The sequence below is a fragment of the Streptomyces erythrochromogenes genome (genome assembly GCF_036170895.1).
GTDB classification, from domain to species: domain Bacteria; phylum Actinomycetota; class Actinomycetes; order Streptomycetales; family Streptomycetaceae; genus Streptomyces; species Streptomyces erythrochromogenes.
Genome location: NZ_CP108036.1, coordinates 432,135 through 457,061 on the forward strand (window position 1 = coordinate 432,135; position 24,927 = coordinate 457,061).

Sequence of the window (24,927 nt, forward strand, 5' to 3'; positions counted from 1 at the left end):
AAGGCCCTGACCTGCGTGGTCGTCGAGGAGGGGTGGAGCGGTACGGCCGCAACCCGTCCGGAAACTACACGGGCAGGGGCGGCAGGGACGCCTCGTACAGCCAGGCCGAGTACACGTCGTCCAGCGGATCGGCCGCGTACCGGGCGGCGTGGGCGGTGAAGGTGGCGGTGCTGACGACGCCGTGGCGGTGCACGGTGGCCCAGTCGCGCAGCATGCGGAAGAAGGCCTCCTCGCCCAGGGCGCGGCGGATCGCGTGGACGGCGAGACCGCCGCGCCCGTACAGGCGGTCGTCGAACATCAGCTTCCGGCCGGGGTCGACCAGGCGCAGGTCCTGCGGCCGTGCGGTCAGGGACCGGTGCGCGGCGACGGCCTGCTCGTGCGCGGTGCGGCCGCCGGAGCGCTCCGACCAGAGCCATTCGGCGTACTTCGCGAAGCCCTCGTTGAGCCAGATGTGGCGCCAGTCGGCGATGGTCACGCTGTTGCCGAACCACTGGTGGGCGAGCTCGTGGGCGATGAGGCGCTCCGACCCGCGTACGCCGTCGACGTGGTTGGCCCCGAAGAGGGAGAGCCCCTGGGCCTCCACCGGTACGTCCAGTTCCTCGTCGGCGACGACCACCGCGTACTCGCCGAAGGGGTAGGGGCCGAAGAGTTCCTCGAACAGCTGCATCATGGCGGGCTGCCGGGCGAAGTCCCGGGCGAACCGCGGCAGCAGGTGGGCGGGCACGTGGGCGCTCTGGGTGACGCCCCCGAGCCCGGGGTCGCCCAGGAGCACCGTCTGGTACATGCCGATGGACAGGCCGACCAGATAGCTGGAGGTCGGCGCGGGCTGCTCGTACACCCAGGTGGTGGTGCTGGCTCTGGTGGTGCGGGTGAGCAGCCGGCCGCCGGCCACGACGGTGTAGGCGGACGGCGTGTTGACGGAGATCTGGTAGGAGGCCTTGTCGGCGGGGCGGTCGTTGCACGGGTACCAGGAGGGGGCGCCGACCGGCTGGCTGGCCACGAGCGCGCCGTCGGTCAGTTCCTCCCAGCCGAGGCCGCCCCAGGGGCTGCGCACCGGCTTGGGGTTGCCCGACCAGTGCACGTCGACGGTGAAGGCGGCTCCGGCGGGCAGCGGCTTGGCCGGCCGGATGCGCAGCCTGCCGCCACGGTGGGTGTACTGCGGCGCCCGCCCGTTGACCAGGACACGGCCTATCTTGAAATCGGCCAGGTTCAGGTGGAACTCGGTGAGCTGAGCCCGTCCGGCGATCGCGCTGAGGCGGCCGGTTCCGGCCAGCCGGTTGGGTCCGGGACGGTAGTCCAGGGTGATCTCGTACCGGTGCACGCGGTAACGGGAGTCTCCGTTGGCCGGAAAGTACGGGTCCGATACCGCTGAGGTCTGGCCGCTCACTGCCGCTTCCGCTCCCTGCGCCGTGCTCGTACGACGTGCTGGTGTGCCCTGCCGTGACTGCTGCCACTTCCGCCCCGGCCGGCGCCACCGCCCCTCAGGACCGCCACGCCTCGATCGGGTTGCCCAGCCAGCGGGTGTCGGCGGGGACGGACTCCCCGGCCATCACGAGGGAGGCGGGGCCCAGGGTGCTGCGCGCCCCGACCGTGCTGCCGGGCAGGACGATTCCGCCCGGGCCCAGGGTGGCGCCCTCACGGAGGATCACAGTATCCGTCCTCAAGATCCGGTCGTGGAAGAGGTGTGTCTGCAACACACAGCCGCGGTTCACGCTGACGCCGTCGCCCAGCGTGACCAGGTCCGTCTCGGGCAGCCAGTAGCTCTCGCACCACACGCCACGGCCGATCCGGGCCCCGAGCCCGCGCAGCCACAGGGACATCAGCGGCGTCCCGGGCACCGATCCGGCCAGCCAGGGCACGGCCAGGACCTCGACGAAGGTGTCGGCGAGCTCGTTGCGCCAGACGAAGCCGCTCCACAGCGGGTGCTCGCCGGTCCGGTGCCGGCCGACCAGGAGCCACTTCGCTGTGGCCGCCGCGCAGCACGCGGCCGCGCCGGCGGCCAGCAGGACGGCCCCCGACAGCAGTGCGGCGCCCCAGACGCCCAGGCCGCTCCACGCGGTCAGCGCGCACAGGGCCGCCACGGTCAGCACGGCCAGGGCCGCCGAGCAGAACACGGGGACCAGGCGGCACAGCTCGACCAGGCCGCGCGCCCAGAGCAGGTGCGCGGGCGGGTCGTAGGTCCGGCTCCGGTCGGCGGCGGCCGCGGACCGGGGCAGCTTGACCGGTGGCAGGCCCAGGTACGAGCTGCCCTTCTTGGCCTTCTTGGGGGCGGCGGACAGGACGCCGACCAGGCCGTCGTCGGGCACGGTGCGGCCGGGGGCGGCCATGCCGGAGTTGCCGAGGAAGGCCCTGCGGCCGATCGCGGAGTGCCCGATCCGCACCCAGCCGCCGCCCAGCTCGAAGGGTGCGGTGAGGGTGTCGTCGGCGAGGAAGGCGCCTTCGCCCACGGTGGTCAGGCTCGGCAGCGCCAGCACGGTGGACACCTCGGCGCCTCGGCCGATCTTCATTCCGAGCAGGCGCAGCCAGACCGGGGTGATCAGCCCGGCGTAGAGCGGGAAGAGCGTCTCCCTGGCCAGGTCCATCAGCTGGGTGACCGTCCAGGCCTGCCAGCCGATCCGGCTGTGCGTGGGGTGGTTGCCGGCGCGCAGGCCGAGGCTGAGCAGGCGTACGGCGACCAGCAGGAGGAGCGCGTAGGCGAGGCCGAAGGCGAGTGCTGCGGGCACCACGGCGACCAGCGCTCCGCGCAGGGCCTCGACGAGCCCGGCGTCCGCGGGTACGAACCGGCTCAGCACGAGCAGGGCGGGCACGGTGGCGAGGACGGGCAGCACCGTGAGGCAGAAGCCGGTGGTCCCGTACATGGCCCGCCAGTGGACAGCGCGCGGGGGGCGTTCCTGGGGCCAGTTGCGTTTGGCCTTGCCGAGTTTGACGGCGGGCGCGCCGGCCCAGCGCTGGCCGGTCGGGACGGTCCCGACCACGGCGGAGCCGGGGGCGACCTCGGCCCGCTTGCCGATGCGGGCGCCGGGGAAGAGCATGCTGCGGGTGCCGACCACCGCTCCCGCGCCGACCCTGACGGGGCCGATCTCGAGCTGGTCCCCGTCCAGCCAGTGCCCGGAGAGGTCGACCTCGGACTCGACGGCGCAGCCGCGGCCGAGCTTGAGCATGCCGGTGACGGGGGGCAGCGCGTGCAGGTCGACCTCGGGGCCGACCTTGGCGCCGAGGGCACGGGCGTAGCGTTCGAGCCAGGAGCCGGTCAGGGAGGTCGCACCCGCGTATTCGGCCAGCCGCTCGGCGGTCCAGAGCCTGAGGTGCACGCTGCCGCCGCGCGGGTGCCGTCCGGCCTCGACCCCCCGCAGGAGCAGGCGGGCTCCGCCGGCGGCGATGGCGAGGCGGCCCGGGGGGCTGAAGAGCAGGACGCCGCCGGCGGCGACGAGCCACCAGGAGGCGGTCGGCGCCCACGGGTAGGGCCCGAACCGGTGCAGTACGTTGCCCAGTGCCAGCAGTGCGACCGTCCAGCGCAGGCCGAGCACGGTGAGCAGCGGGAGCAGCAGGAGCGACTGGACGGCCTGGGAGCGCAACGGCACCGGTGCCACGGAGCGGGCCGCGCCCTGGTCGGATACGGACTTCTCCAGGCGGCGGGCCAGCTTGCGCAGGGTGGGCTGCTGGTAGATGTCGAGCACGGCCGCGCTCGGGTAGCGGGTCCGCAGCCGGGTGGTGAGCTGGGCGGCGGCGAGGCTGTTGCCGCCGATGGTGAAGAAGTCGTCGGAGGCGCTGGTGACGGCCGCTCCGAGGGTCTCGCGCCACTGCTCGGCGAGCCAGGCCTCGGTGCCGTGGAGCTCTTCGGCGGGGCCGGCGGTGTCCAGGTCGGGCAGGGGCCAGGGCAGCGCGTCGCGGTCCACCTTGCCGGAGGTGCGGGTGGGCAGTTCGGTGACGGGGGCGAGGAGGGGCACGAGGGCCGCGGGCAGCTCGGCGCGCAGGCGTTCGACGGCCGCCGCCCGGTCCCAGCCGTCCTGTGTGACGAGGTAGCCGACGAGCAGCTGGTTGCCGCTGCGTGCGGTGCGGACGGCGGCCGCGGCGCCGGCCACGTGCGGCAGGGCCTGGAGGGCGGCGTCGACCTCGCCGAGCTCGATGCGGCGGCCGCCGAGTTTGATCTGCTCGTCGGCGCGGCCGAGGAAGACGAGTCCTTCCGGTTCCGCGCGGACGAGGTCGCCGCTGCGGTAGGCGCGCTGCCAGCCGAGGGACGGGAGGGGGGCGTACTTCTCGGCGTCCTTGTCGGGGTCGAGGTAGCGGGCCAGACCGACGCCGCCGATGACGAGTTCGCCGCTGCCGCCCAGGGGCACCGGGTCTCCGGACCCGTCGACGACGGCGAGTTCCCAGCCGTTCAGCGGGAGGCCGATGCGGATGGGTTCCTCGCCGGTCAGGAGTGCGGCGCAGGCGACGACGGTGGCTTCGGTGGGGCCGTAGGTGTTCCAGACCTCGCGGCCCTCGGTGACCAGGCGCTGGGTCAGCTCGGGCGGGCAGGCCTCACCGCCGAAGATCAGCAGCCGGACCTCGCCGAGGGCCTCGGGTTCCCAGAGGGCGGCCAGGGTCGGCACCGTGGAGACCACGGTGATCTCCTGTTCCACCAGCCAGGGGCCGAGGTCGGCGCCGCTGCGGACCTGGCTGCGCGGGACGGGTACGAGGCAGGCGCCGTAGCGCCAGGCCAGCCACATCTCCTCGCAGGAGGCGTCGAAGGCGACGGACAGTCCGGCCATGACCCGGTCGCCGGGGCCGATCGGTTCCTCGGCGAGGAAGAGCGCGGCCTCGGCGTCGACGAAGGCGGCGGCGCTGCGGTGGGTGACGGCGACGCCCTTGGGTCTGCCGGTGGAGCCGGAGGTGAAGATGATCCACGCGTCGTGCTCGGGGCCGGGGCGTGCGGAGCGGTCGCCGGGGGCGGTGAGGCCGGTGACACCGCCGGTGTGGGCGGTCTCGACGATGTCGATGCGCCGTCCGGCGCCCACGACCGCCCGTACTCCAGCCTCGCCGAAGACCAGGTCGGCCCGTTCGTCCGGGTCCTCGGCGTCGACGGGCACGTAGGCGGCGCCCGCGGCGAGGACGGCGAGGATCGCCACGTAGAGCTCGTTGGTCCCGGACGGGACGCGTACGCCGACCCGGTCCCCGGCCCCGACTCCGGCCGCGGCGAGGGCGCGGCGGCCGCGGTCGACCTGGGCGGCCAGGGCGCGGTAGCTGAGCCGGGTGGCGCCGTCGTCGAGGGCGGGCTCGTCGGGGTACGCCCGTACGGAGGCCTCGAAGATGTCGACGAGGGTGCGGGGCGGGGCGGCGGGCCCGGCGCGGAACCGTGCGGACTTGCCGGGCTCCTCGTGCGGTCCCGTACCCCCGTCCGGGGTGTCGTACGGGCCGCGGTCGTCGAGGAGAGCGAGTTCAGTGCGTTCGGGTGTGGCTGGCATCGGCCCTCGCGTGTCGTTCCGGCAATTGGTCCGGTTCATCGGCGGAGACCTGTTTCACCCTGTTTGTTCCGTCTGCCGCCGAACAACCCACCAGCCTAGTGCGCGGTCAAGGATTTTCTCGTTGAAGCTTCGGGTGTGGCCGGTTAGCGGTGGTCGGCCGGGCGCTCGGGACCGGGAGCTTTCACTTCTCGACCGTGTAGCGGACCCGTGCCCACAGCGGCAGGCCGAACCAGCACAGGAGGTACCAGGCCATCACTCCGGCCACCAGCCACGGAACGACGGCGTCGTGGGTGGCCACCCGCAGGACGAGGAAGAGCGCCGCCGTGCACGTGGCCAGCAGCAGGACGAGACCGACGAAGGTGAGGCGCGAGGCCCAGGCCACGGCCTCGGGCTTGATCCGGCGGCCCGACACGACCCGGTGGAAGGCCACGGGACCGATGAGTGCGCCGGTCGCCAGGGCGCCGAGGACGATGGTGACGATGTAGATCGTCTTGTCGGTCTGCGGAAGCTCGTGGAAGAGGGGGGTGAAGACGACGGTCAGGAGGAAACCGAAGAGGATCTGTACGCCCGTCTGGGCGACGCGTATCTCCTGGATCAGCTCCTGCCACTGCCGGTCGGCACGCTCCTTCTCGCTTTCGCCCCGCTCTTCGTCCCGTCGATCGGTTGCGTCGGACATTCCCTCTCCCAGGGTTGGATGTTCGGCGGGCCGGATGCCCCTTGCGCACGGCAGGAGTACTACTTCCCAGCCTCCCCGGACACGTCGGCGAAGGGGCTGTCGTCGAGGCCGGCCAGGAGGTCGGCCGGGTGCCGGTAGACGGCGCGGGCTCCCGCTTCCTCGAGGTCCCTTCGGGGGATCCCGCCGCTGAGGAGCCCCACGCCGACGACGCCGGCCCGCGTGGCGGCCGTCATGTCCCACACGGTGTCGCCGACGAAGACGGCGTCGGGCGCGGCCGCGCCCGCGAGTCCGAGTGCGTGGACCACCGGGTCGGGGGCCGGTTTGCCCTCGCTGACGTCGTCGGCGCTCGCGGTCGCGGTGATCGCGTCGTCGGCGCCGATGGCTCCCCTGAGCGCGGTGAGCTCGGCGTCGCTCGCGGACGTGACGAGGACGACCCGCCAGCCCCTGGCATGCAGCTCGCGCAGCAGCTCGGCGGCGCGGTCGAGGCCGGGCAGGCGGTCGAAGTAGGTGGCGTACAGCGTGTCGTGCGCCGCGGTGAGCCGCTCGTCGCCGCTCGTGTCGTGGTCCTCCCCCAGGAGGTGGCCGAGGAGGTCCTCGCCCGGCAGGCCGATGGCACGGTGGATGTCGTGCATCGCCACGGCGTGGCCGGCCTGCCGGAACGCCTCCCACCAGCACGTGACGTGCAGGTGGTTGGTGTCGGTGAGGGTCCCGTCGACGTCGAACAGGGCAGCGCGGTTCATCTTCGGCCTCTCATACACGGTCGGGGGCCGGGCCGCGGCCGCATCCCGGGGCGGTCCCGCCTCGAACGGCGCCTACCCGCTGCGCCCGCCGCCACTCGCCGCGTCCGGCCGCGGGGTTTCGGCGGCGCCGGACGGGTTAGGCGCCTGCCGTCCGGGCAGAGGATCCCCGTCCGGGCATCGCCGGATCGAACGAGGGAGGTCCCCCGTGAACCAGCCTCCTGCCGACGCGGTCGGCGGCGCCCCTCCCCCGGAGGCCCTGAGTCCGCCCTCCATGACCGACGGGTCCCTCCCCGAGGACCACACCCAGGCGATCCTGGAGGTCACCAAACGCGTGGCGGCCCTGCTCAAGCAGTCCGGGCAGCCGTTCGCGCTGGCCGGCAGCGTGGCCGCGTTCGCCCACGGCGTCCCGGCCCGCTTCCAGCACGACACGGACTTCTGCGTGCGGCGCGAGGACGCCGACGCGGCGATCAAAGCGCTGGAGGACGGCGGCATCGAGATGCGCCGGGCCGCCGAGGACTGGCTGGTCAAGGGTCGTACGGGAGGGGAAGAGATCGACCTGATCTTCGAGCTCGCCCGCCGGCCGGTCGATACGGAGCTGCTGGAGAGGGCGAGCGTGAAATCGGTGGACTCGGTGTGGATGCCGGTCCTCTCCCCCACCGACCTGATGGACAGCCTGCTCGCCGCCCTGTCCGAGCACTACTGCGACTTCGGCGACCTGCTGCCGATGGCCCGGATGCTGCGCGAGCAGATCGACTGGGGCCGGCTGGACCGCGTACACCGTGACGCCCCGCTGCCGGACGCCTTCCTCTACCTCCTCGACCGGCTCACCGTCATCGACCGTGGGAAGGGGACCCCATGACTTCCGTCGAGAACCTCGACTACCGCGTGGAGCACCTGCGCGACCGGCTGGCGCGCGAGGACATCGCCGAGCTCGGCGTACGGGTGGAGGCGCGCGGCGCGTGGGTGATGGTCTGGGGCGGGGTCGCCGACGCAGGGTCCCGGACGACCGTGCTGCGGATCGTCGCGGAGGAACTGGAGGGCGTGCCCTGGCACGAGGACCTGACCGTGCAGCGGGTCGGGCCGCCCGGGGCGGCGGAGGTGCTGTCGTGATCCGCATCGCGGCCGTCGGGGACATCCACCTCGGACCGGGCAGTGCCGGCACTCTGCGGCCGGCCTTCGACACGCTCGGCGACTGCGCGGACCTGCTGCTGCTGGCCGGCGACCTCACCCGGCACGGCACCCGAGAGGAGGCCCGGGTGGTGGCCGCGGAGGTCGCCGGGCTGCCCGTGCCGGTCGTCGCCGTCCTCGGCAACCACGACTACCAGAGCGACCAGCCGGACCTCGTCGCCCGCGAGCTGGCCGAGGAGGGCGTCCACGTCCTGGAGGGCGACGGCGTCACCTTCGACATCCGGGGCGTCACCGTGGGGATCGCCGGGACGAAGGGGTTCGGCGGGGGGTTCGCGGGCCGCAGCGCCTCCGAGTTCGGGGAACCGGAGATGAAGGCCTTCATCCGGTACTCCCGGGCGTGCGCGGACGGGCTCGGCCGAACCCTGCGCGAGCTGGACGCCCGGGGCAGCGGCCTGCGGGTGGCCCTCACCCACTTCTCGCCCGTGCCGGACACCCTGGCGGGCGAACCCCTGGAGATCTACCCCTTCCTCGGCAGCTACCTGCTGGCGGAGGCCATCGACGGCGCCGGGGCGGACCTGGCGCTCCACGGACACGCGCACCTCGGCACCGAACACGGGATGACGGGCGGCGGGGTGCGCGTGCGCAACGTCGCCATGCCCGTCATCGACCGCGCCTTCGCCGTGTACCACCTCTCCCCGCCGCCGGGCTGAGGACGGCCGGAAGGGTCAGGGCGCCGCGATCGGGTATATAACCCGACAGAAACCCACGACGGCCCCGCTGCGCACCGCGCAGCCCCCCGACCCGTCGGAGGACACTCATGACCCCCCTGTCCCGCGACACCCTGGACCCCGTCCATACGGGAGCCCCGGTGGACACCATCGAGATTCCCGAGAACCCCCTCGCCGTCAGCACGGACGACGCCCGGAGCCTGTCCGTCGCGCTCTTCCACCGTCTGCGCTCCCTGACCGAGGGCACACCGGAGTACTCCTACGTCCGCAACACGCTCGTGGAGCTGAACCTCAGCCTGGTGAAGTACGCGGCCCGGCGCTTCCGCAACCGCAGCGAGCCCTTCGAGGACATCGTCCAGGTCGGCACGATCGGCCTGATCAAGGCCATCAACCGGTACGACGTCGAGCGGGGGGTCGAGTTCGCCACCTTCGCCGTGCCGACCATCACGGGCGAGATGAAGCGCTTCTTCCGGGACACCAGCTGGTCCGTGAAGGTCCCGCGGCGCCTGCAGGAGCTGCGCCTGGACATGGCGAAGTGCTGCGACGCGATGGAGCAGGACCTGGGCCGCCGGCCGACCGACCACGAGCTCGCGGAGCACCTCGGCGTCAGCGACGACGCATTGGCCGAGGGCCGCCAGGCCGCCAACTGCTACGTCGCCGAATCCCTCAGCACCTCCGTCGGCCAGGACGCGGACGGCGGCGCCCTGCCGCGCTCCCTGGGCGCGGAGGAGGAGGCCTACGGGCGCATCGAGGACCTGGAGACGCTGAAGCCCCTCCTCACCGCCCTCGGTGAGCGCGACCGACTGGTCCTGCAATTGCGCTTCGGCGAGGAGCTCACCCAGTCCCAGATCGGCGAGCGCCTCGGCATCTCGCAGATGCACGTGTCCAGGCTCCTGAGCCGGATCATGGCCAGGCTGCGCGCCGGGATGCTGGAGGACCCGCTGGAGGACCCCGGCGACGGCGGGGTTGACGAGGACGGCGGCGCGTCCTGAGGGCAGCCGCTCACCACGACACGGGCTGCGGTCCCCGGGCATCCGGGGACCGCAGCGGCGAGTCGATCTCCGCCCAGACGCACTTGCCGTCGGCGAGGGGCACGGTGCCCCAGCGGCGGGCGATCCGCTCCACGATGAGCAGCCCGTACCCGCCCGGCCGGGCGGGGTCGGGACGTGAGCGCGGGGCGGGGGCGACGGGATTGCTGTCGGTGACCTCGACGCGCAGCAGGTCGTCCGTGCACTCCAGCAGCAGGGTGCGGGGCCCGCCCGCGTGCAGGCAGGCGTTGGCTACGACCTCGGACACCAGCAGCAGGACGTCCTCGGAGTCGTCGCGGGCGCCCGGCATCCACTTCCAGTCGACGAGGGCGTCACGGGTGAAGTCACGGCACCGGGTGACGACGTCCGTCATGCCCGTCAGCAGGAGGCTCCGCCGACGGTCGGGAGAGCGTGGCTCCATGGCGCGCTCCTCCCTCACGCGTGCCGCGGCTCGGCCAGCGCGTGCGCCACGTCGGGGTGTACGGCGAAGATCCCGTCCGCACCGGTGATGCGGAACATGCGTGCGACGGGTGGGCGCAGCCCGGCCAGCTCGATGCTGCCGCCTTCCTCCCGGAGCGAGAGCCGGCTGTGCAGCAGCACGTTCAGCCCCGTGGAGTCGCAGAACCGGACCCCCGAGAAGTCCACCAGCAGCCTGCGCGCACCGCCGTCGACGGCGGCGGTGAGGGCGGCGCGCAGGGGTTCCGCCGTGTCGTGGTCCAGCTCTCCGGTGAGCGTGAAGACCAGCACGTCGTCCTCGGAGCGTACGTCCACGGCGAATCTGTCGCCGTCCGCCGGCGGGGCCATAGGGAGCCACCTCTTCCCACGTACGCAGGTTCGTGCAGTGCATCGTCCTGCCGGCCTCCGCTCGAGGCGACCGGCCGGTTCTGCACGGCACCTACCCGGGCGCACGTAGATCAATCTACTTGGCGGGAGGCGCTACGGGTCAGGCGCAGGCCGGGCACAGGCCCCGGTAGGTGATCTCGACCTCGGAAACGGTGAATCCGAAGCGTTCCGCCGCCGGCAGCACCGCCAGCGGGTCGCCGTCCGGGTGGACGTCGCGGATGAGCCCGCAGCCGGAGCACACCAGGTGCTGGTGCGGCTGGTGCGCGTTGGGGTCGTAGCGCTTGGCGCGGCCGTCGGTGGCGACCTCGGCGACCTCTCCGAGGGCGACCAGCTCGCCCAGGGCGTTGTAGACGGTGGCCCGGGAGATCTCCGGCAGCCGTCGGACGGCGCGGGCGTGCACCTCGTCGGCCGTCAGGTGCACGTGGTCACCGTCGAGGACCTCGGCGACGACCCGCCGCTGGGACGTGAGCCGCCAGCCGCGCCCCCGCAGCCGTTCCAGCAGGTCACTCATCTCGGCTCCCCCCTCAGGTGCGGCGCGCGCCCGCGGTTCGCCGACGGGCTTCCGCCATCCGATCGAATATGGGCTTGGTACTCATCTTGACTTGGACTGGGTCCATCGTAGGATCGGTTCCGTTGATAGCCAAGAGGCAGGAAGACTCCCGAGCGGCGGGAGTACGGGACGGTGACCGCTCGGCGTCGAGTCGACCGACGAGGCCGGACCCCGTGCACAGGGACCCCGTGTCCCGCCTGTTCGACCGCATTCGGTCCTGAGCACCGCGATCCCCCTGGTACGGAAGGATTCCCATGTCCGAGAACCACGATGCAATCGTCACGGACGACAAGGCGCAGGGCGGGGGCGGCTGTCCCGTCGCGCACGGGCGCGCCGCGCACCCCACCCAGGGCGGTGGAAACCGCCAGTGGTGGCCCGAACGCCTGAACCTGAAGATCCTGGCCAAGAACCCGGCGGTGGCCAACCCGCTGGGCGAGGAGTTCGATTACGCCGCGGCGTTCCAGAGCCTCGACCTGCCCGCGGTGAAGCAGGACATCGCCGAGGTGCTGACGACCTCGCAGGACTGGTGGCCCGCCGACTTCGGCCACTACGGCCCGTTCATGATCCGGATGGCCTGGCACAGCGCGGGCACCTACCGCATCAGTGACGGGCGCGGCGGCGCCGGCGCCGGCCAGCAGCGTTTCGCGCCCCTCAACAGCTGGCCGGACAACGGCAACCTCGACAAGGCCCGCCGCCTGCTGTGGCCGGTCAAGAAGAAGTACGGCCAGAGCCTCTCGTGGGCCGACCTCATGATCCTCACCGGCAACGTCGCGCTGGAGCAGATGGGCTTCGAGACCTTCGGCTTCGGCGGCGGCCGCGCCGACGTCTGGGAGCCGGACGAGGACGTGTACTGGGGTCCCGAGACCACCTGGCTCGACGACCAGCGCTACACGGGCGACCGCGAGCTGGAGAGCCCGCTCGGCGCCGTCCAGATGGGTCTGATCTACGTCAACCCGGAGGGCCCGAACGGCAACCCGGACCCGATCGCCGCGGCCCGCGACATCCGCGAGACGTTCCGCCGGATGGCGATGAACGACGAGGAGACGGTGGCCCTCATCGCGGGCGGCCACACCTTCGGCAAGACCCACGGCGCGGGCCCGGCCGAGAGCGTCGGCGCCGACCCCGAGGCCGCCCCTATCGAGGCGCAGGGCCTGGGCTGGGCCAACTCCTTCGGCACCGGCAAGGGCGGGGACGCGATCACCAGCGGTCTGGAGGGCATCTGGACCAACACTCCGATCACCTGGGACAACAGCTTCTTCGAGATCCTCTTCGGCTACGAGTGGGAGCAGTTCAAGAGCCCCGCCGGCGCCCACCAGTGGCGGCCCAAGGACGGCGGCGGCGCGGGCACCGTGCCCGACGCCCACGACCCGGCGAAGACGCACGCCCCGACGATGCTGACGACCGACCTGTCGCTGCGCTTCGACCCGGCCTACGAGCAGATCTCGCGCCGCTTCCTGGAGGACCCGGCCGCCTTCGCGGACGCCTTCGCCCGCGCCTGGTACAAGCTGACCCACCGTGACATGGGCCCCGTCGTGCGCTACCTCGGCCCCGAGGTGCCGTCCGAGGAGCTGCTGTGGCAGGACCCGCTGCCCGCGCTGGACCACGAGCTCGTCGACGCCGCCGACATCGCCTCCCTCAAGGAGCAGGTCCTCGCCTCGGAGCTGTCGGTGTCCCAGCTGGTGTCCACCGCGTGGGCGTCGGCCTCGTCCTTCCGCGGCAGCGACAAGCGCGGCGGCGCCAACGGTGCCCGCATCCGCCTGCAGCCGCAGAGCGGCTGGGAGGTCAACGAGCCGGACCAGCTGGCGGGCGTGCTGCGCGTCCTGACCGGAATCCAGGAGGCGTTCAACGCCGCCCAGGACGGCGGCAAGCGGATCTCGCTCGCCGACCTGATCGTGCTGGCGGGCGCTGCCGCGGTCGAACAGGGCGCCAAGGACGCCGGGTTCGACCTCCGGGTGCCTTTCACGCCGGGCCGTGTGGACGCCTCGCAGGAGCAGACGGACGTGGAGTCGTTCGCCGCGCTGGAGCCGGCCGCCGACGGTTTCCGCAACTACCTCGGCAAGGGCAACCGGCTCCCGGCCGAGTACCTGCTGCTGGACCGGGCCAACCTGCTGAACCTGAGCGCGCCCGAGCTGACGGTCCTCGTCGGCGGTCTGCGCGTGCTGGGCGCCAACCACCAGCAGTCGCGGCACGGCGTGCTCACCACGACCCCCGGTTCGCTGACCAACGACTTCTTCGTCAACCTCCTCGACCTGGGGACGGCGTGGACGGCGACGTCGCAGGACGCGAACACCTTCGAGGGCCGTGACACCGCCACCGGCGAGGTCAAGTGGACCGGCACCCGTGCCGACCTGGTCTTCGGCTCCAACTCGGAGCTGCGGGCGCTCGCGGAGGTCTACGCGAGCGACGACGCGAAGGAGAAGTTCGCGAAGGACTTCGTCGCCGCGTGGGACAAGGTGATGAACCTCGACCGGTTCGACCTCTCCTGATCACTGATCATTGATCGCTGAGTCCGGGCCGCCAGCACCGTATGGTGCCGGCGGCCCGGACCGGCGTTTCCAAGCCCGCTGTTCTCAGGACCGTTCCGTCGCCTCCGGCAGACCGGTGATCTCCTGTACGTGCCGCAGGGCGGGGGCGGCGAGCACCTCGTTCAGCTGCTGGAAGACCTGGCGCGCGGCCACCGCGTTCCAGTCGGCCGGGAGCAGTTCGGCGGGCAGACCGGGATCGAGGTAGGGCAGTCGGCGCCACTGCGTGAGCATCGGCACGTAGTGGCGGAACGCCTCGGCGCCCCCGATGTCGGTCCGCTGCGCCAGGGCCGCGGCGACGGGGCCGTACGCTTCGGTGAAGCCGGCGTACTGCTCCTCGATCGCGGGGAAGTCCCACCACGAACTGACCGTTCCGGGCAGGTCGCTGAAGGCGGCGTAGTCGGCGGCGAACAGGTGGACGTACTCGCTGAGTCCGCGCCGTACGAGCATGTCGCGGGCGTCGCCGAGGAGTCGGGCCGGCGCCAGCCACACGCCGGGGGCGATGTTGCCGAAGCCCAGCCACGTCAGGCGGGTGCGCAGCTGGTAGCGGTAGGACCGCTCGGATTCCGGTACGGAGAAGACGGCCATCGCCCAGCCGTCGCCGAGCTCGGCCGGCTCCAGGCTGCCGAAGATGCGGCGGTCGCCCTCGTCGAAGACGGGGTGCGCGGCGGGGCTGAGCCGGTATCCGGTGGCGCCGCGGCGCTCCGGTTCGAGGACGCCCTTCTTCTTGAGCCGGGAGATCGCCGAGCGGGCGGCCGGGCCGTCGACGTCCAGTTCCGCCATCAGGGTCAGCAGGTCGGCGACGGAGATCCAGCCGCCGAGGCGTCGCAGGAACGCCCCGTAGACCGTGTTGATCAACGAGCTGGGCCTGAGGGGACTGTCCGCCATGATCGCCTTCCGTCGTGTGCGGTGGCGATCCTACCGAGCCGGGCGGCCGCGGCTCCGCGCGGCCGCCCGGCGCCGGTCACAGGCGTACGGCGCGCTGGAGGCGGCCCAGGTCGACGAACTTGAAGTCGGTGTCGGTACGGGCTTCCCCGTCGGGGCCGGTGGTCCCGGGGGTGTTGGCTCCGTCCTGGACGACGAGGAGGCCGTTCGGGAACCGCCTGCCCAGCGGGGCGCTCGTGACGGCGGCGCCGTCGCACTCCTGCGAGCCGTCGGGCGCTCCGGGCCTGATGCCGGCGGTGATGCGGAAGCCGCGGACGTAACGGTCGCCGCGCTCGCGGTCGAAGACGGCGAAGGTGTCGTCGCCCTGGCTGGAGGCGAGCAGGTAGCCGGCGCGGCGCGGGTGCTCGGGATCGCGCCAGATGGTCAGGCCCTCCACGTCGGCGGAGAGGTGGCGGCCGCCGAAGCCGGGGTCGGCGCCCGTGTCGCATTCCTCGGTCTGCGGGTTCCAGGTGCCGGGCACCCCGAAGGAACGGACCTTCTCGATCAGCCGGGCGGGCGAGCGCAGGTCGGCGTCGAGCTTCCAGATGCCGACGTCCTCCTGGCCCGCGTACAGGTCGCCGCTGTCCGGGTCGATGACCATGCCCTCGACCTGGGGTTCCTCGCCCGGTTCGCCGCAGGGAGTCCAGGTCTTGCCGTCGGGCAGCCGGAAGGAGGCGGGCAGCGAGGTGGTGCGGACCGTGCGGTAGCCGACCTTCCCCTGTGCGGTGGGCAGGAGTTCGGCCAGGGCGAGTGCGGTGGCGTGGCGCCGGCTGGTGACCGCGAAGGAGCGGCCGCTGCGGCGGTCGGTGTAGGCGGCCAGCCCGTAGGCGGTCCGCTGGTCGGCGACCTCGTCCGGACCGGCCGAGAAGACGAGCGGTGCGGCGGACTCGTCGGTGACGTCGACCAGGCGCGCGCCGGTCCGCCCGGCGTCGATCCGGTAGACGCGCAGCTGGTCGCGGCCCCGGTCGGAGACGACGGCCACGTCGTGGGGGCCGTCGGGGAAGCGGAGGCCCGAGATCAGGTCGACGTTGTTGAACCGGCCGGCGGCGTCCCCTTCCCGGGGCGGCGGCGGGGCGGGCAGGGACTGCACCTGGCGCCCGTCCAGGTCGTACACGCGCAGGCCGCCCTCCTTGGCGGTGGCGATGACCAGGCTGCGGTCGGGGTCCTTCGCGTTGCGCCAGATCGCGGGGTCGTCCGCGTTGGCGTTGCCGCCCGCCTCGTCGTCGAAGAGGGAGGGCGTCTCGACGGAGGCGGGCACCTGGGGCAGTGACGGCGGGGCGCCGCGGTCCCCGCGGGCGTGCGCCGGTACGGCGATCACGCCCAGGGCCACCACGGCGGCCACGCCGACGGCCGTCGTCCGCCTTCTCGAGATCGCGCTCATCTTGCCTCCTGGTCACGGGGTCGGGGAGCGGCCGGCAGCGGAGTCGGGTCCCACGGGTGCTCCGCGGCCGGGCCGCCCCCACCGTGGGCCATCCGCGGGTGACCACCATGGAGCGGACATGACGTGAGCATGACCGCCCCGTGAAATCCCGTGCAGATCCGCTTCCTTAGCGGAACGTTAGATCTGCGCGGCGGAGCTTGTCCGGGTGCGACGCGGCCCGCATGCTCTGGACACTCCCCCGCCGTCGGGGCCGTTCTCCCCTCTCCCATCAGGGACTTCCCTCTGGAGCCGCCATGTCCCCGTCCGCCGTCGCGCCCGGATCCGAGCCCGGGTCCCAGCCCGGACGCACCCCTGCTCCGACTGCCGCTCCGACGCCCGGTGACGAGCGCCGCAAGCGCCGCCTCGCTCTGATCGGCGGCTCCCTGGGCAACCTCGTCGAGTGGTACGACTGGTTCGTCTACGCCAGCTTCGCGATCTACTTCGCCGACTCCTTCTTCCCCGGCGACAACCCGACCACGCAGCTGATGAACACCGCGGGGATCTTCGCGGTCGGCTTCCTCATGCGCCCCGTCGGCGGCTGGATCCTCGGCCGCGCCGCCGACAGGCACGGACGCAAGAGCGCGCTCACGCTCACCGTCACCATGATGTCCGTGGCGGCGCTGCTCATCGCCGTCGCCCCGACCTACGGCCAGGCGGGCTACTTCGGCGCGCTGGTACTGCTGCTGGCCCGTCTCCTCCAGGGGATGAGCATCGGCGGCGAGTACGCCGCCAGCGCCACCTACCTGACCGAGGCCTCGGCCCGCAACCGGCGCGGCCTCGGGTCGTCCTTCCAATACGTGTCGATGACCTGCGGCCAACTGCTGGGCCTGGGCATCCTGATCACGATGCAGCACACCCTCACCACGGGCCAGTTGGAGAGCTGGGGCTGGCGGATCCCCTTCGTCCTCGGGGCGCTGTTCGCGGTGGTCGTCTTCTGGCTGCGGCGCCGGCTCCAGGAGACCGACGCCTTCCAGGAGGAGGCGTCCGGTGAGGACGCGCACGACGACAGCACCCGCGGCACGATCAAGGCCCTGTGGCAGTACCGGCGGCAGGCCGGCCTGGTCATGGCCCTGACCCTCGGCGGCACCGTGGCCTACTACACCTACACCACCTACCTGACCAAGTACCTGGTCGGCAGCGCGGGCATGGAGAAGACCACCGCGACCCTGGTCAGCTTCACCGCGCTGACCCTCTTCGCCGTGCTCCAGCCCTTCGCCGGCATGCTGTCCGACCGGATCGGCCGCCGCCCCCTGCTGATCACCTTCGCGGTGGGCTGCACCGTCGGCACGTACCCGATCATGACCGCCCTCGGGTCGGCGTCCTCGTACTGGTCCGCGCTCGGGCTGTCGCTGCTCGCCCTGGTGATCATCACCGGCTACACGTCCATCAACGCGGCGGTCAAGGCCGAACTGTTCCCCACCAGGGTGCGCGCCCTGGGCGTGGCCCTGCCGTACGCCATCGCCAACGCGCTCTTCGGCGGTACCGCGGAGTACGTGGCGCTCTGGTTCAAGAACAGTGGTCACGAGACCATGTTCTTCTGGTACGTCTCCGGGTGCGCGCTGATCTCCCTCGTGACCTACGTGCTGATGCCTGACACCCGCAACGCGGCCCTCAGCCGCGCCGAGGCCGACTCCGACGCCGATCGCGCCGCCGACCGGGGGGACCCGGCCGCCGCTCCCGCCGAAGCCGTGCGCTGAACGGCGACGGTAGCCTGGGGCGGCGGCCGCGCGGGCCGCACGCCCCGGCGCGAGGAGGCTTCCCATGCACGCGCTCCTCGTCGAGGACGACGACAGGATGGCCCAGGCGCTCGGCACCGCCCTCGCCCAGCGCGGGCACACCGTCCGCCGGGTCGCGCGGGCCCAGGACGCACTGCGCCACACCCGCGAGGCCGAGTTCGTCCTGCTCGATCTGGGGCTGCCCGACCTGGACGGGATAGAGCTGCTGCGGCGGCTTCGGACCGTCTGCGGCGTGCCGCTGATCGTGGTGACCGCTCGCTGCGAGGAGCGCGACATCGTGCAGGGTCTGCGGGCGGGCGCCGACGACTACGTCGTCAAGCCGTTCCGGATGGCCGAGCTGATGGCCCGCATCGACAGCGTCCGGCGCCGCACGGACGCACATGCCGACCGCGATGCCCCGGGCACGGCGGCGGTGCGCCGCGGGGACGTGGACGTGGACCTGGCGGGCCGTACCGTCACCGTCGCCGGCACCCGAGTACGGCTGACCCGGCGCGAGTTCGACGTCCTCGCCTTCCTGGCCGCCCGGCCCGACGAGGTGCACTCCCGCGAGGAGATCCTGGACCGGATCTGGGGCGACGCCTTCCTCGCCGCCTCGCGCTCGCTGGACGTCCACGTGGCCGGCATCCGCGCCAAGACCGGCCGCTCCGGGCTCGTCCGCACCGTCCGCGGCTACGGCTACCAGCTCGGCGGGGAGCGGTGAGGCGCAGGCTCCTCGCCGTGCTGACGGTCCTCATGGGGGTCGCGGCGCTGCTCCTGTGCCTGCCACTGGCCGAGGGGTACGCACGCGGGCGGACCGAGCACCTGCTGCTCCAGCGGCGCTCGGAGGCCGTACGCTTCGCCGATCTCGCGGAGCGGATGCGTACCGAGGCCGACCGGGCCGAGCTGGCGGCCGAGATCGGCCGGTACGCCGACCTGTACGGAGCGGGCGTGGTGGTGGTCGACACGGCGGGCTCGACCCTGGCCCGGGCGGGGGCGGCACCCGGCGCCGGGGCGGTGGAGGCGCGCGGGCGCGCGCTGACCGGGCGTTCCACCGACCGGCTGCCGACCCTGCGCCCGTGGGGTCCGGGCGACGTCGTGCTCGCCGAGCCGGTGGGACGCGACGAGCGGGTCAGCGGGGCGGTCCTGCTGGCCGTCCCGACGGATGCCGCACGCCGGGACGTCGCGGTCCGCTGGTCGCTCATCGCCGCCGGGGCGCTCGCCTCGTTCGCTGCGGCCGCCCTGGTCGCCGCGGGGATCGCCCGCTGGTTGATGCGGCCGGTCCTGGACCTGGACCGGGCGGTGGAGCGGCTGGCCGCCGGGAGTCTGCAGGCCCGGGCCGGCTCGGACACCGGCCCGCCCGAACTGCGCCGTCTGCGGCGGCACTTCAACGCCATGGCCGAGGCCGTGTCCGACTCCATCGGCCGTCAGCGCGACTTCGTCGCCGATGCCTCCCACCAGCTGCGCAATCCGCTGGCCACGCTGGTGCTGCAGCTGGAGAACGTCGAGCCGCACGTCGCCCCCGGACCGGGCCTCGCCGAGCACGCCCGCGCCCTGGACGAGGCGGAGCGCCTGGAGGAACTGCTCGACGGTCTGCTGGCGCTGGCGCGCGTCGAATCCGGCGCGGCCGGGCTGACGGGGCAGGACGTGTCCCGGGCGGTACGGGACCGGGTGGCGGCCTGGGTCCCGGTCTTCCGCGCGGCGGGGCTGGAGCTCACGGCCGCCGGCGTCCCGGACGGCCTGTGGGCACATGCCCTGCCCGACGCGGCCGGCCGGGTCCTGGACGCGCTCCTGGACAACGCGGTCAAGTTCGTGCCGTGCGGCGGACGCGTCGAGGTGAGCGCCTCATGCCGGCCGGACGGGAGCACCGTCGTCCGGGTCGCGGACGACGGTCCGGGCGTACCCGAGGACCAACCGGACCTGCTGCTGCGGCGGTTCACCCGCTCGCCCGCCCACCAGAACGTCCCGGGCAGCGGACTTGGCCTGGCCATCGCCGACGAGATCGCCCGCACCAGCGGCGGCACCCTCGGCCTCGCCGCAAACACCCCGCACGGCCTGGTCGCACGGCTCCACCTCCCGCCGGCACAGGTTTCGCGTTGAGCGGGGTTCTGGGGAGAGGAGGGATGGGTGAGGTCTTCTTCGGGCACGACGAGTCGGGAACACCGGTGGCGGTCAAACTGATCGGCGCGTCGGTCGTGTCGGAGCCGGGCTACCGGCAGCGGTTCAAGCGCGAGGTGGAGGCGGCCCGCGCCGTGAGCGGTACCTGGACGCCCACCATCGTCGGAGCGGACACGCGCGCGGACACCGACCGCGGCGACGGGGCGGCCCCCGTTCGGCAACGGAACGAGTCCGGACGTCCGGTACAACGTGGTGTACGGGGACCCCGACATCGAGGGCGTTCCCCCGGCCCTGGAGCCGCTGATCAGTGCGTGCCTGGCGAAGGATCCCGCGGAGCGCCCGGGCCTGGACCAGATCATCAGCATCTGCAGCAGTCCGGAGTGCGGTACGTGGACCCTCTCCCAGAAGGGGCCGACAGCGATCGGCGGATCGTTCGGCTGTCTGACCGGCATCCTGTGCCTGGCGGCAACCGTTGCCGCGACGGTGGCCGGTGCGAAGTCGCCGGTGCCGGCCGTGGGGATCTTCGCGGGACTGTTCCTCGGCTGGATCGTGCCGTGGCGCCTCATGGTCTTCCTCAACGCGCGGCGCCCGGTGACGGTGGCCGTCATGGTGAGCTGGCGAGGGGTCTTCCACACGTGGGACCAGTTGGACAGGGGCTGGTCGAGCCGGCCGTGGGCGACGGACCTCTCGGCGCGACCCACTCGTTGATAGTGACCATGAGTCCGCACTGCGCCGGACTCCACTTTCCCGACGAGTTGCGGCCGGGACCGGAACGGAAGCCGGGCGTCAACCTGAAGCTCACCCCGGCGGAGACCCTGGAGCTGAGGACCATGCTGACGCACCACCACCTCCCCCGGCCGCCGGAGCGCAGCGGCCGGGGGAGGTGACCGCCGGAACGGGCCTGGGCCGGAAAGGCTCACCGGGTCACAGCACTAGCCGTAGACGGAGCGGTAGTACGCCGCCGCGCCCGGGTGGAGGGGGACCTGGCCCGTGGAAATGGCGAAGCGCGGCTCCAGGCGGGCGCCCGCCGTCACCTCACGCAGGAGGTCGCGCCACCGGTCGAAGAGCACCCGCAGCAGTTCCCGTACGGCGCCCTCCTGCACGTCCGTGCGGGCCAGGAGGTAGTTGCCGACGCCGATGGTGCCCACCGGTTCCGTCAGCCCGTACACCCCGGCCGGCAGGGTGACCGCCGTGTAGACGGGGGCGTAGCGTGCCCGCAGCGGGCCCACGTAGGCGTCCAGCGGCAGGAACCGCAGGGGCAGCTCGCGCGCCAGCGCGGCCAGGGCGGGCGTGGGCACGCCCCCGGACCAGAACAGCGCGTCGACCGTGCCCTCGCGCAGCGCCGTCACCGACGCGGCGAGGCCCAGCGGCCGCTCGTCGGCCGGTGCGGCGGCGCCGGCCGGTCCGGCCGCCCGCAGGACCCGCTGGGCGACCACCCGTACCCCCGATCCCGTCGCACCGGCGGCGACCGGGCGTCCGGCGAGGTCCGTCACCGCGCGCACCGGCCCGTCCGCCGGGACGACGAGGTGCGTGTAGTTGACGTAGACGCGGGCCAGTGCCGTCACCGCGGCGGGCCTGGAGAAGGAGTCGCGCCCCAGCACGGCGTCCTCGGCGGCGTCCGCCATGGCCAGGGCCAGCTCCGCGGAGCCCTCGTCGAGGCTGCGCAGGTTGTTCACGCTCGCCGCGGTGCTCACGGGGATGATCTCCAGCGGCAGATCGCTCGCGCCGACGGCGAGCGCCAGGGCCTTGCCGAAGGCGTTGTACGGGCCGCCCTCCGGGCCCGTCGCGAGCCGGAGCCGCCGTACGGGGCCGGAGCCCCCCGAGCATCCGCCGAGCGAACCCGCGGCGGCGGCGAGCCCGGCGCCCAGCACGGCGCGGCGCGACGGTCCGTTCAACGACCGGCCTCCGGAAGTGTCGTCGGGTGAGCGGGGTGGCCCACCATCATGCGGCACGCACCACCACCCGTGCGCGGGGGCGGCACCCCTCTAGTGTCGGCCCATGCGCTTCCATCACGTCGACGTGTTCACCGACCGCCCCTACAGCGGCAACGGCCTCGCGGTGTTCCCCGACGCGGCCGGTCTCACCGGGCCCCAGATGCTGGCGGTCACCCGGGAACTGCGGCACTTCGAGTCCGTGTTCCTGGTCCGCGACGAACCGGCCGAGGGCACCTGGCGGGCCCGCGTCTTCGACCTCGCCGGGGAACTGGACTTCGCCGGACATCCCCTCGTCGGCGCCGCCGCGGTCCTGCACGACCTGCACGGCGGGGGCGCCGATCGCGGGGCCTGGACGCTGCGGCTGCCGGCCCGGACGGTGGAGGTCGCCACCCGGCGCCGCGGGCCGGGCCGGTACGCGAGCCTCCTCGACCAGGGTCCCGCCGTATTCCTCGGCCGCCCCGACCCGAGCGGTCTCGCGGCGCTGTTCGGCCTCGAACCGGGGGACCTGGACCCCGGCCTGCCGCCGGAGGTCCTCTCCACCGGCCTGCGCTACCTGGTGCTCCCCGTCCGCGGCGACGCGCTGGCCCGTGCCCGCGTGGTCGCGCCGCTCGACGTGCCGCTGGCCCGCCTCGGCGCCGAGTTCGCGTACGTCCTGGACGCGGCGGCGGCGGAGGGACGGCACTGGACCAACGACGGGCTCGTCGAGGACGTCGCCACCGGCAGCGGCGCCGGCTGCGGCGCCGCGTACCTGCGCCGGCACGGCCGTACCGGCGACGGCGAACAGTGGGTCCTGCGGCAGGGGCGCTTCACCGGGCGCCCCAGCGCGATGGCCGTCAGCGCCGACGGCCGCGGCGCGGACGTCCGCGCCGTGCGGGTCGGCGGCGAGGTCGCCTTCGTCGCCGAGGGCCGCCTCCGCGAGCTCCCGGATCCCGGACGCTGACCCGCCGAGCTCGACTGTGAAGACCTGATGAACACTCACCGTATGGACGAGTACCAGGTCGGCGCCGTCGCGGCACCCGTCCGGGCCCGGGAAAGATGCCCAGGTCAACTGGTCTGTCCGACAGATGAGTTACTACCCAGAAGACATGGAACGTCGCTCAGAGTTCGGGTACCTTCCATCACGTCGCCGCCACACCCGGGGCACAGGGCCCCACGGGACTTGCGGCGCAAAGGACCCGACCCCTGTTGACGACAGCAATCGAAGTCTTCACAGTCCGGCCATACACCCCGCACTGCCAGGTGATCAACGATGAAGGCGATCACGCCGTCATCGGCATCTCGCCTGGCAACAGCTATTTCTCAGCACAGCGCGTCCTAGACCTCGCCCAGTGGGGCATGCGCAACTTCGCGCAGGTCGACCTCATTTACACCGACATGCATGTCGCGGAGATGTACGAGGCCCTCGGATACGGCGAGGACGAAGCACGCCGCAAGGCGGTGAAGAACCTGCGCGGAGTCCGCGCCAAGGTCAACAACGCCGCCGCCGAAGCCGACCCCACCGGCGTCCGCCTCCGGGCCCGTCCGATGTCGTCCCTCACCGACATCCCGGCGTACCGGAGCCTCCACAACCACCTGAACAATCTGCTCGACATCGACCCGGAGTTCCGCGAGACCTGCAACTCCCTTGTCGACGTGTTCCTCTCATCGAAGGTGCTGAACGGGAAGGCTGCCACCCCCCGTCAGCGCGAGGTCTGCCTGGAGTACGTCTGCGCCGAGGCGCCGCTGTTCCTGGACACGCCCGCCATCCTGGGCGTGCCGTCCTCCCTCAACTGCTACCACCAGCTCCTGCCCATGGCGGAACTGCTCTACTCGCGCGGCTCGGGGCTTCGCGCCTCACGCAACCAGGGCCACGCCATCATCACCCCCGCCGAAGGAGACTCCGATGCCCACTGACACCCTCCTCGACTTCCCGTTCTCCGCACGCGGCGACCAACTCCCGGCCGAGGTCGCGCAGTTGCGCGACGAGCCGGTCAAGCGTGTCCGCACGATAGCCGGTGACGAGGCCTGGCTGGTCTCGTCCTATTCACTCTGCAAGCAGGTCCTCGAAGATCCGCGGTTCAGCCTGAAGGACACCTCGGCCCCCGGCGTGCCCCGGCAGTACGCGCTGACGATCCCGCCCGAGGTCGTCAACAACATGGGCAACATCACCGGCGCCGGCCTGCGCAAGGCCGTGCTCAAGGCGATCAACCCGAAGACCGGCGACCTCACCGGCTGGATGCGCGACCAGGCGAACAGCCTCGTCGACGGCCTCCTGCGCAGCGGCGCGCCGGTGGACCTGCGCGGCCGGTTCACCAACCCGTACGCGGAGAACCTCCACTGCCGCATCCTCGGCATCCCGGAGGCCGACGCCCCGCAGCTGGCCGCCAGCCTCGACATCGCGTTCATGAACTCGGCCTGCCCCGTCACGGGCGCCAAGCTCAACTGGGACCGCGACATGGCCTACATGGTGGAGCGGCTCGACGACCCGGCCACGGTCGGCCTGATGGCCGAGCTCGCCGCGCTGCGCGAGGACCCCGACTACGCGCACCTGACGGACGAGATGCTGGCGGTCGTCGGCGTCACGCTGTTCGGCGCCGGCGTCATCTCGACCATGGGCTTCCTGACGATGGCGATCGTCTCGCTCCTGCAGAACCCCGACGTGTGGGAGCAGCTGCGCAAGGCTCCGGAGAAGATCCCGGCCGCCGTGGACGAGCTCCTGCGGGTGAACCTGTCGATCGCCGACGGGCTGCCGCGGCTCGCGCTGGAGGACGTCACCCTCGGCGACGTCGAGGTCAAGAAGGGCGAGCTGCTGCTCGTCCTGGTCGAGGCCGCCAACACCGACCCGGCCGTGTACTCCGACCCGCACGTCTTCGACATCGACCGCGCGAACGCCGGTACGCACCTGTCGTTCGGCGGCGGGCCGCACTACTGCCCGGCCACCGCCCTCGGCAAGCGGCACACGGAGATCGCCATCGAGGTCCTGCTGGAGAAGATGCCCAACCTCCAGCTGGCCGTGCCCTTCGACCAGCTCGTCTGGCGCACCCGTTTCATGAAGCGCCTGCCGGAGCGGCTCCCCGTCCTCTGGTAGCGGCGCCGGCGCGCGGCGGCGCGCCCGCACCGTGAAGACGGCCCCGGCCGGGGGGAATCCGGCCGGGGTCGTCCCCGTGCGCACGGGGGGGCG

Annotated in this window: 23 protein-coding genes; 13 read left to right on the forward strand and 10 right to left on the reverse strand. The window is 72.8% G+C overall.

The annotated features are described in order from the left end of the window. Positions 1–64: 64 nt before the first annotated feature. The 4 genes from OHA91_RS02135 to OHA91_RS02150 all read right to left on the reverse strand — a co-directional run bounded on the left by OHA91_RS02135 (position 65) and on the right by OHA91_RS02150 (position 6,860). Complete coding sequence (locus tag OHA91_RS02135) at positions 65–1,387, reverse strand: M1 family metallopeptidase (protein ID WP_266496193.1); 1,323 nt, start codon at positions 1,385–1,387, stop codon at positions 65–67. 94 nt (positions 1,388–1,481) lie between these two features. Continuing rightward, positions 1,482–5,444: a Pls/PosA family non-ribosomal peptide synthetase gene (locus tag OHA91_RS02140; RefSeq protein WP_266496191.1), complete on the reverse strand. Its 3,963-nt coding sequence runs from the start codon at positions 5,442–5,444 to the stop codon at positions 1,482–1,484. Positions 5,445–5,625: 181 nt separating this feature from the next. Continuing rightward, complete coding sequence (locus tag OHA91_RS02145) at positions 5,626–6,120, reverse strand: DUF6328 family protein (RefSeq protein ID WP_328738433.1); 495 nt, start codon at positions 6,118–6,120, stop codon at positions 5,626–5,628. Positions 6,121–6,179: 59 nt separating this feature from the next. Next, entirely contained in the window at positions 6,180–6,860 is a 681-nt protein-coding gene (locus OHA91_RS02150) for an HAD family hydrolase (RefSeq protein ID WP_266496187.1), read from the reverse strand. A 205-nt stretch (positions 6,861–7,065) separates the two neighbouring features. On the opposite strand from OHA91_RS02150, the gene OHA91_RS02155 reads away from it, so the two are divergent. The 4 genes from OHA91_RS02155 to OHA91_RS02170 all read left to right on the forward strand — a co-directional run bounded on the left by OHA91_RS02155 (position 7,066) and on the right by OHA91_RS02170 (position 9,708). Then, complete coding sequence (locus OHA91_RS02155) at positions 7,066–7,719, forward strand: nucleotidyltransferase family protein (protein WP_266496185.1); 654 nt, start codon at positions 7,066–7,068, stop codon at positions 7,717–7,719. Next, on the forward strand, positions 7,716–7,970 hold the full coding sequence (locus tag OHA91_RS02160) for a hypothetical protein (RefSeq protein ID WP_266496183.1): 255 nt from the start codon (positions 7,716–7,718) through the stop codon (positions 7,968–7,970). Before OHA91_RS02155 ends, OHA91_RS02160 begins: the two co-directional genes overlap by 4 nt. Continuing rightward, positions 7,967–8,698 (forward strand): metallophosphoesterase family protein, encoded by a 732-nt coding sequence (locus OHA91_RS02165; protein ID WP_266496181.1) that lies wholly within the window; start codon positions 7,967–7,969, stop codon positions 8,696–8,698. Before OHA91_RS02160 ends, OHA91_RS02165 begins: the two co-directional genes overlap by 4 nt. Before the next feature lie 107 nt (positions 8,699–8,805). Continuing rightward, positions 8,806–9,708, forward strand: a complete 903-nt coding sequence (locus tag OHA91_RS02170) for a SigB/SigF/SigG family RNA polymerase sigma factor (protein WP_266496178.1) — start codon at positions 8,806–8,808, stop codon at positions 9,706–9,708. A 10-nt stretch (positions 9,709–9,718) separates the two neighbouring features. On the opposite strand, the gene OHA91_RS02175 is transcribed toward OHA91_RS02170, so the two are convergent. From OHA91_RS02175 to OHA91_RS02185, 3 genes are all read right to left on the reverse strand, one after another. Further along, positions 9,719–10,165, reverse strand: coding sequence for an ATP-binding protein (locus OHA91_RS02175; protein WP_266496176.1), 447 nt, complete (start codon positions 10,163–10,165; stop codon positions 9,719–9,721). 14 nt (positions 10,166–10,179) lie between these two features. Then, positions 10,180–10,548 (reverse strand): STAS domain-containing protein, encoded by a 369-nt coding sequence (locus tag OHA91_RS02180; RefSeq protein WP_266496174.1) that lies wholly within the window; start codon positions 10,546–10,548, stop codon positions 10,180–10,182. A 139-nt stretch (positions 10,549–10,687) separates the two neighbouring features. Further along, positions 10,688–11,098 (reverse strand): Fur family transcriptional regulator, encoded by a 411-nt coding sequence (locus OHA91_RS02185; protein ID WP_328738434.1) that lies wholly within the window; start codon positions 11,096–11,098, stop codon positions 10,688–10,690. Between the two features lie 293 nt (positions 11,099–11,391). On the opposite strand from OHA91_RS02185, the gene katG reads away from it, so the two are divergent. After that, complete coding sequence (gene katG / locus OHA91_RS02190; RefSeq protein ID WP_266496169.1) at positions 11,392–13,623, forward strand: catalase/peroxidase HPI; 2,232 nt, start codon at positions 11,392–11,394, stop codon at positions 13,621–13,623. Between the two features lie 84 nt (positions 13,624–13,707). Here katG and OHA91_RS02195 read toward each other — a convergent pair whose 3' ends face one another. Together OHA91_RS02195 and OHA91_RS02200 are read right to left on the reverse strand one after the other, a co-directional pair. Further along, positions 13,708–14,547, reverse strand: coding sequence for a PaaX family transcriptional regulator (locus OHA91_RS02195; protein WP_328738435.1), 840 nt, complete (start codon positions 14,545–14,547; stop codon positions 13,708–13,710). A gap of 76 nt (positions 14,548–14,623) precedes the next feature. Beyond that, complete coding sequence (locus tag OHA91_RS02200; protein ID WP_328738436.1) at positions 14,624–15,964, reverse strand: phytase; 1,341 nt, start codon at positions 15,962–15,964, stop codon at positions 14,624–14,626. Positions 15,965–16,257: 293 nt separating this feature from the next. Between OHA91_RS02200 and OHA91_RS02205 the strand changes: the two genes are divergently transcribed. The 5 genes from OHA91_RS02205 to OHA91_RS02225 all read left to right on the forward strand — a co-directional run bounded on the left by OHA91_RS02205 (position 16,258) and on the right by OHA91_RS02225 (position 20,720). Continuing rightward, a complete protein-coding gene (locus OHA91_RS02205) occupies positions 16,258–17,700 on the forward strand; it encodes an MFS transporter (RefSeq protein WP_408059147.1) in 1,443 nt (480 codons plus the stop codon). A 64-nt stretch (positions 17,701–17,764) separates the two neighbouring features. Beyond that, positions 17,765–18,439, forward strand: coding sequence for a response regulator transcription factor (locus tag OHA91_RS02210; protein ID WP_266496163.1), 675 nt, complete (start codon positions 17,765–17,767; stop codon positions 18,437–18,439). After that, the gene (locus OHA91_RS02215; RefSeq protein WP_328738437.1) at positions 18,436–19,815 is read left to right on the forward strand and encodes a sensor histidine kinase; all 1,380 of its coding nucleotides are present in this window, start codon (positions 18,436–18,438) and stop codon (positions 19,813–19,815) included. Before OHA91_RS02210 ends, OHA91_RS02215 begins: the two co-directional genes overlap by 4 nt. 270 nt (positions 19,816–20,085) lie before the next feature. Then, positions 20,086–20,541: a hypothetical protein gene (locus OHA91_RS02220; protein WP_328738438.1), complete on the forward strand. Its 456-nt coding sequence runs from the start codon at positions 20,086–20,088 to the stop codon at positions 20,539–20,541. Positions 20,542–20,549: 8 nt separating this feature from the next. Continuing rightward, positions 20,550–20,720, forward strand: coding sequence for a hypothetical protein (locus tag OHA91_RS02225; protein WP_328738439.1), 171 nt, complete (start codon positions 20,550–20,552; stop codon positions 20,718–20,720). Between the two features lie 45 nt (positions 20,721–20,765). Here the strand turns inward: OHA91_RS02225 and OHA91_RS02230 are convergent, their stop codons facing one another. After that, positions 20,766–21,728 carry a TAXI family TRAP transporter solute-binding subunit gene (locus OHA91_RS02230; RefSeq protein WP_328738440.1) on the reverse strand — a complete coding sequence of 321 codons (963 nt, stop codon included), beginning with the start codon at positions 21,726–21,728 and terminating at the stop codon, positions 20,766–20,768. Between the two features lie 103 nt (positions 21,729–21,831). Here OHA91_RS02230 and OHA91_RS02235 point away from each other — a divergent pair, with 103 nt between their 5' ends. From OHA91_RS02235 to OHA91_RS02245, 3 genes are all read left to right on the forward strand, one after another. Then, positions 21,832–22,707 carry a PhzF family phenazine biosynthesis protein gene (locus OHA91_RS02235; RefSeq protein ID WP_328738441.1) on the forward strand — a complete coding sequence of 292 codons (876 nt, stop codon included), beginning with the start codon at positions 21,832–21,834 and terminating at the stop codon, positions 22,705–22,707. Between the two features lie 245 nt (positions 22,708–22,952). Beyond that, positions 22,953–23,660, forward strand: coding sequence for a cyclodityrosine synthase (locus OHA91_RS02240; RefSeq protein ID WP_328738442.1), 708 nt, complete (start codon positions 22,953–22,955; stop codon positions 23,658–23,660). After that, positions 23,650–24,834: a cytochrome P450 gene (locus OHA91_RS02245; RefSeq protein ID WP_328738443.1), complete on the forward strand. Its 1,185-nt coding sequence runs from the start codon at positions 23,650–23,652 to the stop codon at positions 24,832–24,834. The genes OHA91_RS02240 and OHA91_RS02245 overlap by 11 nt, the downstream gene beginning before the upstream one ends. Positions 24,835–24,927 lie beyond the last annotated feature (93 nt).

What these genes read in the sequence shown, in the direction of transcription:
- OHA91_RS02160 (WP_266496183.1), top strand. Translation starts at nt 7,716, where the DNA reads ATGACTTCCGTCGAGAACCTCGACTACCGCGTGGAGCACCTGCGCGAC.
- OHA91_RS02205 (WP_408059147.1), top strand. Translation starts at nt 16,258, where the DNA reads ATGTCCCCGTCCGCCGTCGCGCCCGGATCCGAGCCCGGGTCCCAGCCC.
- OHA91_RS02175 (WP_266496176.1), bottom strand. Translation starts at nt 10,165, where the DNA reads ATGGAGCCACGCTCTCCCGACCGTCGGCGGAGCCTCCTGCTGACGGGC.
- katG (WP_266496169.1), top strand. Translation starts at nt 11,392, where the DNA reads ATGTCCGAGAACCACGATGCAATCGTCACGGACGACAAGGCGCAGGGC.
- OHA91_RS02195 (WP_328738435.1), bottom strand. Translation starts at nt 14,547, where the DNA reads ATGGCGGACAGTCCCCTCAGGCCCAGCTCGTTGATCAACACGGTCTAC.
- OHA91_RS02210 (WP_266496163.1), top strand. Translation starts at nt 17,765, where the DNA reads ATGCACGCGCTCCTCGTCGAGGACGACGACAGGATGGCCCAGGCGCTC.
- OHA91_RS02225 (WP_328738439.1), top strand. Translation starts at nt 20,550, where the DNA reads ATGAGTCCGCACTGCGCCGGACTCCACTTTCCCGACGAGTTGCGGCCG.
- OHA91_RS02140 (WP_266496191.1), bottom strand. Translation starts at nt 5,444, where the DNA reads ATGCCAGCCACACCCGAACGCACTGAACTCGCTCTCCTCGACGACCGC.
- OHA91_RS02200 (WP_328738436.1), bottom strand. Translation starts at nt 15,964, where the DNA reads ATGAGCGCGATCTCGAGAAGGCGGACGACGGCCGTCGGCGTGGCCGCC.
- OHA91_RS02245 (WP_328738443.1), top strand. Translation starts at nt 23,650, where the DNA reads ATGCCCACTGACACCCTCCTCGACTTCCCGTTCTCCGCACGCGGCGAC.
- OHA91_RS02180 (WP_266496174.1), bottom strand. Translation starts at nt 10,548, where the DNA reads ATGGCCCCGCCGGCGGACGGCGACAGATTCGCCGTGGACGTACGCTCC.
- OHA91_RS02170 (WP_266496178.1), top strand. Translation starts at nt 8,806, where the DNA reads ATGACCCCCCTGTCCCGCGACACCCTGGACCCCGTCCATACGGGAGCC.
- OHA91_RS02235 (WP_328738441.1), top strand. Translation starts at nt 21,832, where the DNA reads ATGCGCTTCCATCACGTCGACGTGTTCACCGACCGCCCCTACAGCGGC.
- OHA91_RS02150 (WP_266496187.1), bottom strand. Translation starts at nt 6,860, where the DNA reads ATGAACCGCGCTGCCCTGTTCGACGTCGACGGGACCCTCACCGACACC.
- OHA91_RS02185 (WP_328738434.1), bottom strand. Translation starts at nt 11,098, where the DNA reads ATGAGTGACCTGCTGGAACGGCTGCGGGGGCGCGGCTGGCGGCTCACG.
- OHA91_RS02145 (WP_328738433.1), bottom strand. Translation starts at nt 6,120, where the DNA reads ATGTCCGACGCAACCGATCGACGGGACGAAGAGCGGGGCGAAAGCGAG.